This is a genomic window from Sunxiuqinia elliptica, from assembly GCF_900113005.1.
Classification (GTDB): Bacteria; Bacteroidota; Bacteroidia; order Bacteroidales; family Prolixibacteraceae; genus Sunxiuqinia; species Sunxiuqinia elliptica.
In genome coordinates, this window is sequence record NZ_FONW01000009.1 from 110,477 (window position 1) to 126,654 (window position 16,178).

The window sequence follows — 16,178 nt, forward strand, 5'->3', positions numbered from 1 at the left end:
AATCAAAAATCATAAACTGAACCGGACTCCTGCCGTAACATTACGCATCACGGGGAAATTACTGATCCCACTTTCTGGGTCCCAACCTTCCCACTTCGTCCAGGTATATGGATTCTTACTGGAAATATAGACCTGACAATTCTTCATACCTAAACGTCCTAAAGTCTCTTTACTAAAAGAGTAAGCTAGAGAGACATCCTGTAATCGGACAAAACTCCGACTTTGATGGATACCACTCTGTTGAGCAGGGCTATTATATATTCCGGTTGCATTATTTACCCCATTATCAGGAGTCCAATATGGGCGTACAGCTGTTTGATTTTTTCGAAGCACATCATCGGCAACCCAATCAACATTTGTAGCACTTGCATTATCTTCTAAATAATACTTATCTCCTCCTTGTATCGAATTAATTAAAAAAGAAAAAGAAAAGTTTTTATACACAAAGCTGTTACTAATACTAAAACGATAGCTTGGAGATTTATAACCTATGATTTTTCTGTCATTGGATGGGTCAATGGCATTATCATCATTCTGATCGACATAACGGAACTGCCCAGGATACCAACCATCCAAAATCTCTCCTCGATAGAGTTCCTCTTCAGTCCACACGCCTCCAGCCATCTCATAATCATAAATTGCGCCAATAGACTCTCCTACAAACCAAGAGTTCCCAATATCCATATCCTCCTCATCACCATATAGTTTAGTAATCTTATCTCGATTCAACGAGAATGTGAAATTCGTCTCCCAACGAAGATCCCGATCCAGGTTTAAAGAACGTAACTCAATCTCAATTCCTTTATTTTCAATTCCTCCAATATTGGCCCAAACGCTATTAAATCCAGAACTCCGAGGTAAGCCTCTGGTAACCAAAACATCATTCGTAACTGCCTTGTAAACATCAACTGAACCTGTTATTTTCTGATCTAAAATACCCCAATCAATACCAAGGTTCAACGAGTTGGTTTTTTCCCAACGAAGATCTTGATTGCTCAATGTGGTAGGATACATAGCTACAGCTGTTTCAGCTCCGTAGATGTAGTAATTTGTTCCCATTCTTGCTAAACTTGCATACCGACCAATCCCTTGGTTTCCATTCACACCATATGAGGTTCTCAATTTCAAATAAGATTGATCGAAACGTTCCTTCCAAAAAGGTTCTTCTGACATAACCCAAGCCAAAGAAACCGAAGGAAACATTGCCCACTTATTATCGGCCCCAAATCCGGAGAACCCATCTTTTCGAATAGTTCCAGTGATCATGTACCGAGATTTATAGCTGTAATTTAAGCGCGCCATATAAGAAATACTGCTTTCTTCCCAAGCCGAGGAGCCTACATCATAAATTGTTCCGAGCCCCATATTATTATAACCTAAAAGTTCATTCTCAAACTGACTTGCCTCAAGGCTTGAAGCACTTCCCTTTCGGTTTTCCCGACTAACCAGGAAAGTTGAATTTACCCGATGATCATTGAAATCTCTTTGGTAAGTGATAATATTATTTACAATCCAGTCTCTTCCTTCAGTTGGTTCTTTTACTGCTCTTCCTTTGTTGGTGGCACCACCTGTCGTCGATGCCGGATAAAAAGTATTATTATTCCGATTGTTGTAACGATGAGAATAATTTAATTCGTTAGTCAACCCTTTCACCCATGGAATGGATATTTTGGCCCTAACTGTCAGATTTAATTCATTGCGCACATCTTCATTATCAATTTCTAAATATTGAAGCGGATAGGGCATATACTGCTCTTGTGTCAAATACATATCAAAAGCAGGTTTTCCAATATAGTTGTTAGCCAACGGGCTCGCAACTCGAGCATCAGCCAGACTTGCCGGGACTCCTGAATAATCTAAATAAGAATAAGAAGTAACAAGATTCAATGTCAACCAATCAGTCACTTCGCTCTCCAAATTATTGTGAAAGGTAAATCGGCTAAATTTATCATTCAACTGAATTCCTTCTTCTTCTGCCATTGATGCTGATAAGTAGTAATTGACTTTATCAGTAGCTCTTCCCGACAAGCTTAGGTTGTAATTCTGAATAGGAGCAACTTGTAAAACTTCATCCACCCAGTTGATTGAATTCCCTGCCATGTAATTATCTCTTTCTTCCTGGGTGCGCAGTCGCTGAGCCACAATCTCGCGATTCATTACATCCGGTCTTACTGGTTTCCCTGCACTACTTGTTGGATTAGTTCGATACCAACCATACAGTTCCTGTTGATAATAATAATCAGCCAACCGAATGGCATACTGTTCCCCATCCATCACTTTCATGGGATTATTTGTCATATCCTGATACCCGTAATACATACTAAAGGCGAGTACGGGTTTATCTGTTTTTCCTTTTTTCGTTGTGATAAGAATTACTCCATTAGCAGATCTGGATCCGTAAACAGCAGCAGCACTCGCATCTTTTAAAACGTCAATTGATTCAACATCGCTAATATTAATAGATGCCATTGATCCATTGTAAATGATACCATCTACAACAATCAGAGGACTTGAACTTGCGGACAAAGATGTTTGTCCTCGAATTGAAAAGGACGGCTGTCCACCAGCTCCCCCGCGTGCTTCGATGTTAACACCAGCAGAACTACCGGAAAGCGTTTCCAATAAATTCATGTTCGCCTGATTCTCTTTATCATCCATTGATATTCGTTTGACAGAGCCGGTTAAATCACTTTTTTTCATGGTTCCATATCCAACCGCAACAACTTCGTCTAACCCAATAGCCTCGTCAGTCATTTTAATTGAAATTTGGCGCTGGTCAATGACAGTGAATTCAACCGTCTTCATCCCAATAAATGAGAATTGCAATACGGTATTTTGAGAGATATCCATAAGCCTAAAACGACCATCTGTATCAGTCACTGTTCCTTTAGAAGTTCCTTTTACTAATACCGCAACACCTGGAAGCGGAAAACCGTCCATATCTGTCACTTGTCCGGAAACGCTTGTTGCATCTTGTTTTACTTGGCTAAAGTTATTTTGCCCATTTTGAGAGATCACAATGATTCGATCCATTATTTTGTAGGAATACAACTCTTTATCCAGGATCCTGTCCATTACGTTCTCAATTCTGGTTCCCTCAATCTCTAATGAGTACCTCTTCTCCAAGTTAAGTTCATCCGCTTTAAACAAAAAGCCGTATTCAGTTAATCGTTCGATCTCTTCTAATACTTCGATGATTGAAGCGTTTCTCACATTCAAATCAAATCGAATATTTTGAGAATAGGTTTTGGCAGCCATAACCATTACGGAGAGAAACAAGAACAAGGTTGTCAGTTTCATAATCACTAATAATTTCACTATCCCAAGCCGTTTACAGGCTCGGAAAAACCGTTTTTTCTTCATAGTTTTGTTTGATTTTTGTTAATAAACAGGTTATGGTGACCCGCTAAAATTACCATAGCCCAAAAAATTCAAAATCATACCGAGATGTTTGCGCATCTCGGTATTTCTAGTTCAGGTTAATTGGTTTATTCCATAGGCATATTAAAATAGTTGTTGTACTTATCTCCTTTATTTGGGTTTAGTATAGGATGATCACATCTGCCTTTTCGACATTCTCAATAATCTTATAATCAAAATCAGTTGCTGCTTTTAGAACTTTCAGTACGTGTTGTGCAGTCGTGGTTTTTTTAATATTTCCTGTAAAACGATAATCGCGCAAGGCTTCATTTTCAAACTTGAATTCGACCCCATACCACCGGCTTAGTTCATTAAAAATATCTTCCAAACGCTCATCTCTGATTACAAATTTGCCGTCGCGCCATGCTGATAAAACATGAGAGGAGAGCGATCTTAACTCCATCCGTTTTTCCTCTTTCAGATACAATGCACTTTCTCCCGGAGTCAAACTCAAAATCCGACTTCCTTCATTCGATAAAATATCAGCTTCGCCCTCAACAAGCGATGTTTCAATAAAATTATCCTCCGGGTAAGCTTTTATATTGAAGGTTGTTCCCAAGTCGCGTACGATGAGCTTACCGGTTTTTACAATGAATGGAAAATCTTCACGATGGGCAATCTGGAAGTAAGCTTCTCCAATCAGCGTTGCTTGGCGTTCCTTCTTTTTATGGTTCTCCCGAAAGCTTAATTTTGAGTCAGAATTCAACCAGATTTTGGTTCCATCAGCTAACTCAATGACACTGACACTCCCTTTCGTTGCCATAAATTGCTGTGTTTGAGAATACTTATTCTCAAGATTCCCTTGTGAAATGAAATAACCAACTGCCCCACTAAGCCCAATCACCACAATTAAAATGGCAGCATACCTGAAAGCAACTTTGAGAGTCGTGTTAAGAACCTTTTTTCTTCCTTTTTTCACCTTCCACCAAATCTCATTGAATTCAGCGTCCTCATCAATTTTCGTATTCTTAATTGAAGTTCTTAACCATAAGCTTTTTAATTCCATGAAAAGTTCTTCCTGCTTCTTATCTTGCTCTAACTGCTTGTAGAAAACTTCCTTCTCTTCGTCTGATGCCTCACCTGTAAGTATATGTAGTAATAAATCTTCGCTCATTTCATGCTTCTTTATGAATGAACAAACAAGAATCCTGTTACCCTAATAAAAAAGTGAATAATTTCTGATAAAAGATGAATGAAGAAGGTTGTTAATCCAGGAAATTGGTCAATATCATGATCAAAGGGAGGTAGTCTTTCAATTCCTTGCGTAGAATTTTTAACGCTTTGGTTAAGTGGGCTTCAACGGTTTTCAATGTTACGCCAAGCTTCGCCGCAATTTCTTTATTCTTTAAATCTTCGAAGCGACTCATTTTAAAAACTGCACGACAATGTTCCGGTAGGTTTTCGATGGCGCGATCAATATTCTCTTTCAACTCCTCAAACTCCAAGTAACTCCCTGATACTTTCATCAGACTTTCATACTGATAATGAATTTCCATCCATTTTATTTGCTCATGATGCTTTAATAAAATCTGACGCCGCTTGAGAATATTTAAGCTGTTATTTTTAACTAAGGTGAATAAAAAGTTTTTTAGATTTGAATCCTGATCGATTTCACTTCGGACTTCCCACAACTTTACAAATGCCTCTTGAACAACTCCTTTAGCTTCCGCCGTATCTCCCAAATAGTACTTACTTAAATGGCAAAGGGGTTGATAATATTTATCGTAAACCTCCCGAAAGCTGCTTTTTTGATCCTTTGATAAAGAAAATAGTTGCTCGTGCATAGCGATAAATGAGTAATCAAAGATAAAAAAAACGCACTGCGAAACAACCAGTTACTAAGTATCCTCAACAATTCTACTTAACTAAAACGAAATCCTGTGCGTAAAGCAATCCGAAATATTACTCTGTTTATCCGATTTCAAAAATTCCAGATAATATCATTCCAGTAAACAGTCCCCCCACTTCAATCTAAATATAATTAATTCATTTACTATGAATAAAAAAAAGACTTTACTTGGAAACATGACGAGCATATTTCAACAAGTAAAGTCTTTCTCAATTGAGTTAGCAACAATAATCCTTCTATTGCTCCACAATCATCTCCTACTGTTTCGCCTGCTCCATCCAGTAACGCTCAATTTCTTCGAGGCTTTTTCCTTTGGTTTCAGGAATAAGTTTGTGAAAGAAGATCGTGCCAACCAAGCAGAATGCTGCAAAGGTGAAAAAGCCAGCTCCCATGCCAACATTTGCCACATACCACGGGAAAAGGAAAGCTGCTGCAAAGTTGGTTCCCCAGTTGGCGAAGGTGGCCAACGACATGGCTCTTCCTCGAATGTGCGTTGGATAAATTTCGCCAATAATTACCCAAATGACCGCATTGATCGAAAGCGCTAAACTACCAATGTAAATACAAAGCAAGACCACGGTCCAAATGCCCGATGCAATGTCGGTTACAAACAAGGTTCCGATGGCACAAAGCGAAACAAAGACGGCCGTCATACCACCAATCAGCAAAGGCCGACGTCCCCAGCTATCAATTTTAGTCAGCGCAATAACGGTAAAAATCAAGTTAATCATTCCAATCAGCACTTGAAATTGAACGGCATTATCCAAGGCAAAACCAGCTCCCTCAAGGATGGTTGGGCCATAGTAAATTACGATATTCACCCCGGTAAACTGACCAAACACAGAAAGGCCAATACCTACTGCCAATGCACGTCGCATCCCTGGTTTTAACAACTCCCGGATTCCGACATCCTTTTTCTTGTCCTCCTTTTTAGGGTGAAGGAGTTTTTCATCCAACTCGCCATTAATACGTTTCAACAAGGCTACACCTTTATCAATAAAGCCTTTATCAATCAACCAACGTGGGCTTTCAGGCACAAAAAACAATAACAGAATAAACAGTCCACAAGGAACCATTTCTGCCGCAAACATCCCCCGCCAAATCTCAGTATTAAACACTTTTTGCAAGATTCCGTGCGTGAAAATATTATCAGGAGAAGCTGCATAACGCAACAAAGCCCAGTTTGAAAAATACGCCAACAAAATCCCCAGTACGATGGACAACTGATACAAAGCCACCAGGCGTCCGCGTATTTTTGCAGGGGCAAATTCAGAAATATACATGGGAGAAAGTACTGAAGCCATTCCAACGCCTAGTCCTCCAACCAAACGTGCAACAATCAATAACGTAAAACTTGGTGGTACGGAGGAGAAAAAAGCGGACACAAAGAACAACAACGCAGCCAAAATCAAAATGGGTTTTCGCCCGAAACGGTCACTCAATGTTCCAGCAATAAAAGCACCAACAATGGCTCCGATTAACGCAGAGCTCCCGAACCAACCGACCATCAATTTCGACAAACCAAATTGGGTTTCCACCATTCCGAAGGTTCCCGAAATTACGGCTGTATCAAAGCCAAAAAGGACTCCACCCAGCGAAGCGACAAAACAGGTTAAGCCTAATAAAGTCTTGGTTTTCTGCCCATCAGAAGCTGATGATTCCTTCAATTTTACCTTATTCATTTTCGTTTAGATTTATAGTTTTCTAGTTACGTTAATTTTTGATTCTTAAATTAAACTCATTTAAAGACATAAGTTCCTTCCCAAAAAACCAACTCTCCTTTCTTTAGTTTCAGGTTCTTCCCATTTACCAGATTAAAGTATGATTTCCCGTAATCCGCAGAAAAAGCCCGCGCCAAACCATCGGCTAAATAGTCAAATGTGCCCAGGCCCTTTTCCGTATTCAGAATAAGTTCCAACTCATATTTCCCCTGTTCTCCGCTCAGAATGACTCGATTGACTGCGTCATTTTTCACACATGAGTTGTTGGTTCGTACCGGCTCTGTATTCATGATCTCCGTTGGAGAAGCATAACTCACCGAATCGAAAACAGCGAAGTTCTGACTTTGCATCCCATAATAACGATGAATCACCACATCGTTTAGGGCGGTAATGGTTACACGAACCTTGATTGAACAATTAGACAGCACCTGATAATTAACAGACTCCTGAAGCAGGTAGTTTCCTGTTCCCGGATTATCATAGCCTTGAATTAAATTCACAACATTCAAACTTACCAGCTCACTCATTCCTGAGAAACCGGAACTCTTTGGCTCGCCATCAACCGTCACTGCTACACGCTTTGTCATGGCTGTTGGCTCGCCGGTCCCATCTCCATTTGAACCGTGCCACCCTCCTGTAAATTGTTTGGGCCGATCACTGGTGGCATTCTCCAATAGACTTACATGATACGGGCCAACCCAATCTGTCGCTGAAGGAAATTCGAGAGCATACGGCTTCTCTTCAGATATTACAGACGAGGTATCGTAAGCAAGCTTTCCTAGGGCAAAAATCTGATTAACGCCACAAGGAAAAAACGCTACCTCCAACTGCTTGTCTGGAAGCTGAAACTCACAGCTCAAGTGACCTTCAGAATAAACCACAGCGAATTTTTCAGCTTGCTCCTGAGAGCTATTTCGCTGCCCACAAGCAAACAACCCGACGATCAGCCCAATCATCCAAAAGCCTTGCTGCTTCTGCTGCCAAAGCCGACGACAAAGAGTTAAGTTTATTCCAAAATGAGTCACGCTATCCGGTTTATTTTATCGCTTTATGCTCGCGCAATTGCGTATATAATTTTGTTGAATCCGGATGCCCCGCAAACGCTTTTGATCCTGGCTTGTTCATCATTCCAATGTACTGGTAAATCAAAATCTTTTCGACATAAGGAGACACAGCTTCCAGCTGTTGAATCACACGCTCGGCAGGTGCTGGAAGCAATGCGCTGTTGTATACTTTTCCTTCAAAACGGAATACCTCAACATCGGCCCAAAGACGCGATTTAGCCGCCTTTTTATGCATCTTGTATAAATTTTCGAAGAAGCCGGCACTTTCCTCGACCTGAGTCTTCTCCACTCCAATTTCATCCTGGTAAGCAATAAAATCGACATCCAGTTGTTCCAGCTGGCGTACGTATTGATCATCAGCCTTCACATTGCGCGTTCCGTAGGGAGCAATCAAGGTTTTTGCTTTAGGCATCAGCTTAGCTGCCTCGGCCGAAGATTCATTCACATAATTGATAAAGAAGTCGTCGTAATGCCCGTAAATACCGGTTTCATTCGGATAATACCATCCGTAAAAACTTTTGTGATGCCCATACTTTTCGGCCAGTTCATTCATGGCTTTCAAGCGCAATTTATTCACCTCCCGATCCTGCATCAACATGGCTGGTTTGGTCCATTCGCCAAAGAAACCATTGCTCACAAAAAAGCGGAGCCCATATTTATCGGCGGCAGTCAGCACTACTTCCAATGGATCTTCACAGCCCATTTCATGCTTTGGCAGCAATGAAGTCGGATAAAAGCTTTTGCCGTAAATAGCCACATCCAGCAATACCAGGTAACGCATGCCGGCATCGGCAATCTCTTTTACTTTAGCATCCCACTGCTCAGCCGTAAATTTTTCCAAAGTCGGGTTCCAATACTTCCCTTCTACAGCACTATGATGTTGAAACTCAAACCATGATCCTTCAATCGGTTTAATTCCTGACTTCTTTCTTGCCGCAGCCTGTACTTCCAATAAAAAAGGGCTGGCTAAAGCCATCGTCCCCATGGTTCTTAAAAAATTCTTTCGGTTCATTTCTTTAAAAATCGTTTATCTTTTCGCTCAATAATCAACTTGGCCAGACGATCCATCAATGCTTTATCCTTCGGATTGTTCGACTTTGAAAAACGGTAAACACCATTTCCTCCCTCATAATAAGCAATTGAAGCCTGTTCAAATACCCCGTTTTTTTCATAAGCATCGATATACGCCTCCAAACGAGTGCTGAAGCCAGACTCATGATCTGCCAAGGCCCGGCCATCAAACTCCATTTCCAATCCCATATTTTTTTCGCGGGCAAAAGCACAGGTTTGCTCCAGGCGTTCGTCGGCAATGTCTTTATTGAAAAAGTGGTTGGGTTGAATCCAGGCAAAGTCAAATTTATATTCAGCCCAGTCTCCACGTCCCGGGGCTGTCCAGTAAGGAATCCAGTAAAATTGAAGCCCTTTGGATCGAATGTAGTCTCCTAGTGGAATTAAAATATCGGCACAACCACGCACATCCTCATCCACCCAATAGAACCCTTTCAACTCCAAGTGCTGGTAGTTTTCTTGCTCATAACGTTCCAGGAAACGATCGATATACCATTTTCCGGCAGTCAGTCGATCTTCTTGCTTACGGAAGTCCAGCTTTTGCCCATCAATTTCCCCCCAATCCTCTTGATTCAATATGGGGGAAGGAATACCAGAAATTAGCTTGTGTTTAAAACCAGGAGCTCCAATTTCCTGAATTTGCTCTTCAATACACTGATTTAAGGCAGAGAAAGCTTTATCCTTTTCAAACCGACGATCGAGTAACCATTCCCACTCCGGCTTCCGCGCATTCAGTTTATCGTAGCCCGGGGCATAATTTCGCCCCTGGCCATCTTTAAACTCTAAAAACAAGAAACCATCAAACAACCAATTTTTCTCCCCTTGCTGATTTTCATGCACCACATAAGGTAAAAACTGATCCTTTGTCCACTCCATCGGACGGTGTGTTCCTCCTTGATAAATCAGCACTAAATCTGCAATATCAATTTTACCATAAGGACCACTCCCAAAGGCTGATAAACAAAAAATAAACTGAATAAAAAGCGTTGAGATGGAAACAAAGAAGTTCATTTCAAAAAAGTTTAGTTGGTTTACGCTTGATAAATAAACTAATTTATTTCCAGAAAAGTAAAGCAAAATCTAAAAATATTTAGTTTTTACTTTATATTTTATAAAATATTTTACAAACCTTATTTTATTGACTTTCACTTTACCTCCAACTCTCCAAATGACTCTTAACAAATGCATCATCATTTAAATGAGGATAGGCCTCATAAACGCGGTCAATCTCCTCCTTCTGCCCCGGTGACAGGGCTTCATCTTCATTCAAAGTCCAAATGCCTTCCAAAAGTCCTTGGCGTCTTAAAACTTCATGAATACCAGTAATGCATCCCTGAAAGTTATTTGCCACATCGAAAAAGGCCGCATTACAATCGGTAATTTGATTGGCTAAAGCCAATGCCGACGGCATATCTCCGTTCAGTTGTCCGGAATGCACCTTCTCTAACAATTGAACAGCGGTGTGTGTCCAAACGGCCCAATGCCCCAGCAAACCACCTACAACTCGTTTACGAAACACCTGACCTTTCACAACCGTTTGATATTCCGACAATAGATCCACCAAAATATTATCGTCATTTCCGGTATAAAGTGCAATTTCATTGTTTCTTCCGGATTCTGCCACGCCACGAACAACATCCAAGGTTTGATACCGATTAAATGGAGCCATTTTAATTGCAATCACATTATCAATCCGGGCAAATTCGCGCCAAAAATCCACATCCAATTTTCGTCCGCCAACTGCTGGTTGCAGATAAAAGCCAACAACAGGCATCTCCGCTGCAACAGCACGGCAATGCTTGATAATCTCCTCATTTGATGCTTCTTTAAATGCAGCGACACTCAACAACACAGCATGGTAGCCATATTTTTTTGCGGTTTGAGCTTCGCAAACTGCTTGTTGGGTATTCCCAATTACCCCTGCCAGCCGAATAATGGGTTTCTGCGTTCTTTTAACAAAGCGATTAAATTCCTCCTGCGCAATCTCAAGCACCGATTCAAACAAATTGAATTCAGGCAGGCGAATCACAAATTGCGTGGTATGAACGGCCACTGCCACCCCGCCTGCTCCCGCATTCAGGTAGTAGCGCATTAACAATCGCTGACGCCCCACATCCAGCTCCCTGTCTTTGTTTAGGGCAAGGGGCAGCGCAGGAATCACTGTTCCTTGATTTAAAATATCAATGATCTCCTTAGGTAGTTCGTTTTTATGCATGGTCTTTATTGATTTAGTATTTTCCGTCTCTTACTTCAAAGTGGGTTGGTTTCCCAAGCAATTTGCCATCTCCCTTCATCCAGGCTGCTGTCCATTCAATTAGTTGATCGACCGGCACCACTGGAGGACCAAATCGCTCCGTTGCCTTTTTGGCATTGCTCAACAAAGCTGTTTCAGCCTCCTTCCCTACAAAAACAGGCTCAATTCCGAATAAGACACCAAATTGTTTAGCCACTTCCCGAACCGAAAGTATTTCCTGTCCGGTAATATTGAAAATTGCCGCTGGAGGACGAAGTTCCGCCAAGGATTGCAAAACCATGTTATTGGCATCTCCCTGCCAAATCACATTGAAATACCCCATCGACAAATCAATTTCTTGCTTGTTTTTCACCTTCGTTGCGATATCGACTAAAACGCCATAATGTGGTTCAACAGCATAATTTAAGCGAATTAACGCAACCGGAGTCTGGTACTTGCGGCTACCATACTCAAACATTCTTTCGCGCCCCAAACAAGATTGCGCATATTCCCCCGTCGGCATCGGCGGATCTGTTTCTACTGAACCTCCACTTTGTACTGATACCAGCGGATACACACATCCTGTTGAATAAGCGACGATATTGGAATCTTTAAAATATTCAGCCACTAAAGCCGGCAAATACGTATTCATGGCCCAGGTAAGTCCAAGGTTCTCTTCTGAGCCGAACTTCATTCCCGCTAAAAAAAAGACATTCTTCACTTTAGGAAGCTGCTCTAGAAAATTACGATCCAGCAAATCTCCCTGAAAGGTTTCGATCCCCAAACGCTCAATCCACGTTTTTTCGCTGGCATTGCTAAACCGGGAAACACCGATAATACGCTTCTTCACACCTGCAAGCTTACAAGCCCGCTGTGCCATGTGAGCCAAGGATGGCCCTATTTTTCCGGCAATTCCTAAAAAGATGATGTCCCCTTCTAAGCTTTTGAATAGCTCTATAACTTCAGAAGATGGACGAGACAGCAATTCTTCCAATTGCTTTTCATCACTAATTTTTTGCGGATACAATTCCATAACTATATTTCTCCTTTCAAAATGATCTTTTTATAAATTTCAATAGCCTCCATGATGTTCTCCGTAAAACAATACTCATCGTCTTTATGAGCCATTTCAGGCAGACCGGGCCCTAGAATAACGGTGGGAGCACCATCAAAAGCAGCTTGCAACACAGCACCATCTGTTAGGTATGGCAATGATTTTGGTGGAATGTCTGCAGAATCGTCAAGTCCGCAAGCCCGATAAACGGAATGGACAAATGAGTCATTGGCGTGGGTTGAAACAGCAGGAAGATCAACCAATACCCCAATGCGAACGTCCTCTCCCAGCTCGCCTTTGAGTCTTGCTAATAGCTCGTTATGATCGGAACAGGACGTTGAACGGATATCAATGGTGAACTCTGCAAAATCAGCAACAGAATTAAGATTTAAGCCACCTCGAACCGTTCCCACATTAATTGTTGGCCATCCCAATAACCCATCTTCAGGTTCCGAAAACTTAAAACGCTCCGCCTTCAACAGGGCACGCGCAACCTTATAAATAGCATTGTCTCCCAAGTGTGGCATGGAAGAATGTGCGGTTCGTCCCTGAGCAGTGACGCGTAAATACAGACCTCCTTTATGCCCAATGGCTGGGATATTTGCTGTTGGTTCACCCACCACAATTCCCCTTGCTTTTCCCAAATGTTTCATATGCTCAACCAAATGAGCCGCTCCCTGACAACCAGTTTCCTCTCCAGCAGTAAGCAAGAGCCGAACAGCAGCATCTGGGTTTTCAGTAACAGCCAGAATAGCCGCAACTACCATGGCTGCCACACCGCTCTTCATATCACTGGCTCCCCGTCCAAATAACTTTCCCTCTTTGATCTCGCCTCCCAACGGATCTTCGTTCCAGTTCCCAACGTCAAAAGGGACCGTATCAAAATGTCCAGAAAAGATTACCGAAGAATCATCGGTTGCCCTTGCATTTTCCGCAACAAGATGTAAACGGTTTTCTCCAAAAGAGTAGTACACTACATGAAACCCATTTTCCTCCAAAAGCTCACCAACGACTTTTGCAGCTTGTGCTTCATTTCCCGGAGGATTGACTGTGTTTAACTCGACAAGTTTCTGAGTCAACAATATGGCATCACTTGCATTCATTTTCGGTTATCTTATAGGGATTGAATAAAACTGATAATCTTAGCATACATAAAGTACACCATCACACAGATAAGCAGAAAACCCAAAATAGCCAGGGTATTTTGTAGTTTACCGTTTTTCAGTTTTCCCATCACCATTTTTCGATTGACAATTAATAGAATACCAATAGCAATAAGAGGAACGGCCAAAATGGATGAGGCCTGCGCCAAAATTAAGGCGTAAACGACATTCCCTTTGAAAAAAACAGCAATTAGCATTCCCACCAAAAGAATGACTACCGTGAATAACTTTGGCATCTTTTCGTTCATCGACCGACCGAGCCCCAAGCCATCAGCCAGCAAACCACCCCCCATTACGGCGTTAACCATCAGGGAAGAGAAAGCTGCTGCACACAAGCCAAAGCTAAATATCACCTTGGCATAGCGTCCAAATAACGATTCCAGTTGTAGAGCCATATCAGCAGCAGAATTAACGACAATTCCAAGTGGATTGAGCACTGCAGCCGAGGTAATAATCACCAAAGCAGAAATGATTGCCAATAAAGAAATTCCCATATAGGTGTCATTCTGTGCCTTTTTAGCATCCGCAATTTTCCAGCCTTTATCCTGCGCTAAATAGGATTGGTACAGTGCTCCATTCAACACAAAGGTTGTTGCAACAAGCGCGGCCACCACATCCAAATCTCCTAGTGAAAAAGACTTAGGGACAAAGCCTTGAGCGACTTGTCCCATATCCGGACGCGCCAAAATTAGATTGAATAGAAAAGCCAAGATCATAATCATGACCATTCCCATCATGAGCTTCTCCAATATTTTATACAGGTTACCCGCTCGAAAAACCAGCAACATTCCCAAAGGGGTAAATATAAAAGGCCACACTCGTTCATCAACGCCAGTTATTCCTTCCATGGCAATCCCAATCCCCAGGTTATTCCCAAACTGAAAGCTTGATGCTGAAAGGAATGCACAAATTCCAATAACCACCGAAAACCATCGCCCATAAGTTACTGCGATCTGCTGCAAGATGGATCGCTCGTGTGAAATTCCAAACCGCAAGGACATGGAAGTATAGGCAACCATTGATATGGCAGCCACCACAATCACCCACAAAAAGGCATAGCCATAAACCGATCCAATTCGGGATGCAACCGTAATACTTCCCGGTCCCAAGGCAGCCGAAGCGACAATAAATCCGGGACCAACCGATCGAATAATTTGCTTTACACGTTCACCTATACTCATGGTATCCTTCTATTTTTTTATCTGATTTTTCAGACTATATTTTTCCAAACAAATCATTGTAATGCGTTGGTAATTTAAAGATACCACCACTGCTTTCGTAAAAATCCGGCCCGGTTGAGAATAAACCATCTCTCACATCACCCAAACGCTGATTGCTTATTGGCAAATAGCTTTTCATGGTCTTCCAGTTTTTATAATTCTGAGCACCGTTACTTTCGAGTAGCCCCAACCCGTTTAATCCTGGAAAGGTTTTTAGTCTGGCCGCAATGTTTTTATTCCACTCAACCAAAATGGGGTTTACAGTAAGGTCGGCACAAAAACAAGGAATATTTTGCTCGGTGGCCGCCTTCGCAATTTTCATGGTCATGCTTAAAGTCTTCGCAATTGGCTTAAGTGCGATTGCCCGATAGCCCATCTTAATTCGGGTTATTGTATCCACATCGGTATGCGCACTCTCGTCGGCAGCCAAACGCACAGGAATGTCAGAAACATCAATTTGCAATTCTTCGGGGAAAGGCTCTTCCACAATTGTAATTTGATCAAAGGCTCCAATCTTTTGGGCATGTTCCAGAAACCGTAAAAAAGTCTCTTTTGACTCATACCGACCATTCGCATCAAAATAATAAGGAAGCTTTCCATTGTATGTATGTGGCGTTCTAACATCTTTCAAAACCTCATGGATCGAGCCAAGACGCTCCATATCTTTCTGTAACATTTCTTGCTGCGTGCCAGGCTGACCAAGTTTTATTTTCATAAAGAAATGCCCATCGGTGACCGTCTGCCTCAACTGCTCAGCAGATGTTCCATAAGCCACCAGCGGAATGGCCGCTACATTCTTGTGCCGTTCAGAAAAAGTTGAACGATATTCTTCCGGGATCATCTGGTCGAAACTGCTTAGCCCATTCTCCTTTGCATACAGCAACCACAGAGCATTATCTACTGCAACCAAAGCATTTAGAATGAAGGTTTTTCGAAGATTCGGATTTTTCGTGAGCTTTTTTCCAAAAGCATACACTTCATCTAAAATATCTTCCAGCAATGTTACTGGATCGCTAAAAGACTGCCCTTTAATGATTTTCAAAGCCTGTTGAGTAATGGCATACATCAATGCATTTCCTTCATCTTCGGAATGAGCCAGAAAAACCGATTTATCTGACCACAAAACACTTTGAGTTCCCAGACCAATCACCTGGTTGCCTCCACTTCCTCTAAGGCGAACAGCTATTTGCCAAAGTTCAGAAAGGTAACCTCCCTTAAAGCCAAATGGCTCAATAAGCGGTTCCTTCTCAACTAGCGATTCTGTATTTGAGATCCTTATCTTTCGCGAGTTTTGTGCACCACAAGCTGATGTTAAAACCCCAGACATACTCAAAAGATAAAACATACCAACATCTTTTAAAAAGTTTCGTCTTCTCATTGGTTACT

At 41.7% G+C, this 16,178-nt stretch carries 12 protein-coding genes; all 12 read right to left on the reverse strand.

The window, feature by feature from the left end:
* Nucleotides 1-9: 9 nt before the first annotated feature.
* Nucleotides 10-3,300: a SusC/RagA family TonB-linked outer membrane protein gene (locus BM156_RS15410; protein WP_170846979.1), complete on the reverse strand. Its 3,291-nt coding sequence runs from the start codon at nucleotides 3,298-3,300 to the stop codon at nucleotides 10-12.
* A 241-nt stretch (nucleotides 3,301-3,541) separates the two neighbouring features.
* Nucleotides 3,542-4,534, reverse strand: coding sequence for a FecR family protein (locus tag BM156_RS15415; RefSeq protein WP_093920788.1), 993 nt, complete (start codon nucleotides 4,532-4,534; stop codon nucleotides 3,542-3,544).
* A gap of 91 nt (nucleotides 4,535-4,625) precedes the next feature.
* Nucleotides 4,626-5,204: an RNA polymerase sigma-70 factor gene (locus tag BM156_RS15420; protein ID WP_093920789.1), complete on the reverse strand. Its 579-nt coding sequence runs from the start codon at nucleotides 5,202-5,204 to the stop codon at nucleotides 4,626-4,628.
* 322 nt (nucleotides 5,205-5,526) lie between these two features.
* On the reverse strand, nucleotides 5,527-6,951 hold the full coding sequence (locus tag BM156_RS15425) for a sugar porter family MFS transporter (RefSeq protein WP_093920790.1): 1,425 nt from the start codon (nucleotides 6,949-6,951) through the stop codon (nucleotides 5,527-5,529).
* Between the two features lie 56 nt (nucleotides 6,952-7,007).
* On the reverse strand, nucleotides 7,008-8,015 hold the full coding sequence (locus BM156_RS15430; RefSeq protein ID WP_093920791.1) for a hypothetical protein: 1,008 nt from the start codon (nucleotides 8,013-8,015) through the stop codon (nucleotides 7,008-7,010).
* A 10-nt stretch (nucleotides 8,016-8,025) separates the two neighbouring features.
* Nucleotides 8,026-9,066, reverse strand: a complete 1,041-nt coding sequence (locus BM156_RS15435; protein ID WP_093920792.1) for a DUF4434 domain-containing protein — start codon at nucleotides 9,064-9,066, stop codon at nucleotides 8,026-8,028.
* Entirely contained in the window at nucleotides 9,063-10,133 is a 1,071-nt protein-coding gene (locus BM156_RS15440; protein ID WP_139218308.1) for a DUF4855 domain-containing protein, read from the reverse strand. Before BM156_RS15440 ends, BM156_RS15435 begins: the two co-directional genes overlap by 4 nt.
* A gap of 139 nt (nucleotides 10,134-10,272) precedes the next feature.
* Nucleotides 10,273-11,337: a dihydrodipicolinate synthase family protein gene (locus BM156_RS15445; protein ID WP_093920794.1), complete on the reverse strand. Its 1,065-nt coding sequence runs from the start codon at nucleotides 11,335-11,337 to the stop codon at nucleotides 10,273-10,275.
* Nucleotides 11,338-11,350: 13 nt separating this feature from the next.
* Nucleotides 11,351-12,388, reverse strand: coding sequence for an NAD-dependent epimerase/dehydratase family protein (locus tag BM156_RS15450; protein WP_093920795.1), 1,038 nt, complete (start codon nucleotides 12,386-12,388; stop codon nucleotides 11,351-11,353).
* A gap of 2 nt (nucleotides 12,389-12,390) precedes the next feature.
* A complete protein-coding gene (locus BM156_RS15455; RefSeq protein ID WP_093920796.1) occupies nucleotides 12,391-13,512 on the reverse strand; it encodes a M20 family metallopeptidase in 1,122 nt (373 codons plus the stop codon).
* Nucleotides 13,513-13,523: 11 nt separating this feature from the next.
* Nucleotides 13,524-14,753 carry an Nramp family divalent metal transporter gene (locus BM156_RS15460; RefSeq protein ID WP_093920797.1) on the reverse strand — a complete coding sequence of 410 codons (1,230 nt, stop codon included), beginning with the start codon at nucleotides 14,751-14,753 and terminating at the stop codon, nucleotides 13,524-13,526.
* Nucleotides 14,754-14,787: 34 nt separating this feature from the next.
* Nucleotides 14,788-16,170 (reverse strand): enolase-like domain-containing protein, encoded by a 1,383-nt coding sequence (locus BM156_RS15465; protein ID WP_212733528.1) that lies wholly within the window; start codon nucleotides 16,168-16,170, stop codon nucleotides 14,788-14,790.
* Nucleotides 16,171-16,178: the final 8 nt, after the last annotated feature.

Coding starts and splice junctions, on each gene's coding strand:
- BM156_RS15465 (WP_212733528.1), bottom strand. CDS start 16,170: ATGAGAAGACGAAACTTTTTAAAAGATGTTGGTATGTTTTATCTTTTG.
- BM156_RS15410 (WP_170846979.1), bottom strand. CDS start 3,300: ATGAAACTGACAACCTTGTTCTTGTTTCTCTCCGTAATGGTTATGGCT.
- BM156_RS15460 (WP_093920797.1), bottom strand. CDS start 14,753: ATGAGTATAGGTGAACGTGTAAAGCAAATTATTCGATCGGTTGGTCCC.
- BM156_RS15450 (WP_093920795.1), bottom strand. CDS start 12,388: ATGGAATTGTATCCGCAAAAAATTAGTGATGAAAAGCAATTGGAAGAA.
- BM156_RS15435 (WP_093920792.1), bottom strand. CDS start 9,066: ATGAACCGAAAGAATTTTTTAAGAACCATGGGGACGATGGCTTTAGCC.
- BM156_RS15440 (WP_139218308.1), bottom strand. CDS start 10,133: ATGAACTTCTTTGTTTCCATCTCAACGCTTTTTATTCAGTTTATTTTT.
- BM156_RS15425 (WP_093920790.1), bottom strand. CDS start 6,951: ATGAATAAGGTAAAATTGAAGGAATCATCAGCTTCTGATGGGCAGAAA.
- BM156_RS15445 (WP_093920794.1), bottom strand. CDS start 11,337: ATGCATAAAAACGAACTACCTAAGGAGATCATTGATATTTTAAATCAA.
- BM156_RS15420 (WP_093920789.1), bottom strand. CDS start 5,204: ATGCACGAGCAACTATTTTCTTTATCAAAGGATCAAAAAAGCAGCTTT.
- BM156_RS15455 (WP_093920796.1), bottom strand. CDS start 13,512: ATGAATGCAAGTGATGCCATATTGTTGACTCAGAAACTTGTCGAGTTA.
- BM156_RS15415 (WP_093920788.1), bottom strand. CDS start 4,534: ATGAGCGAAGATTTATTACTACATATACTTACAGGTGAGGCATCAGAC.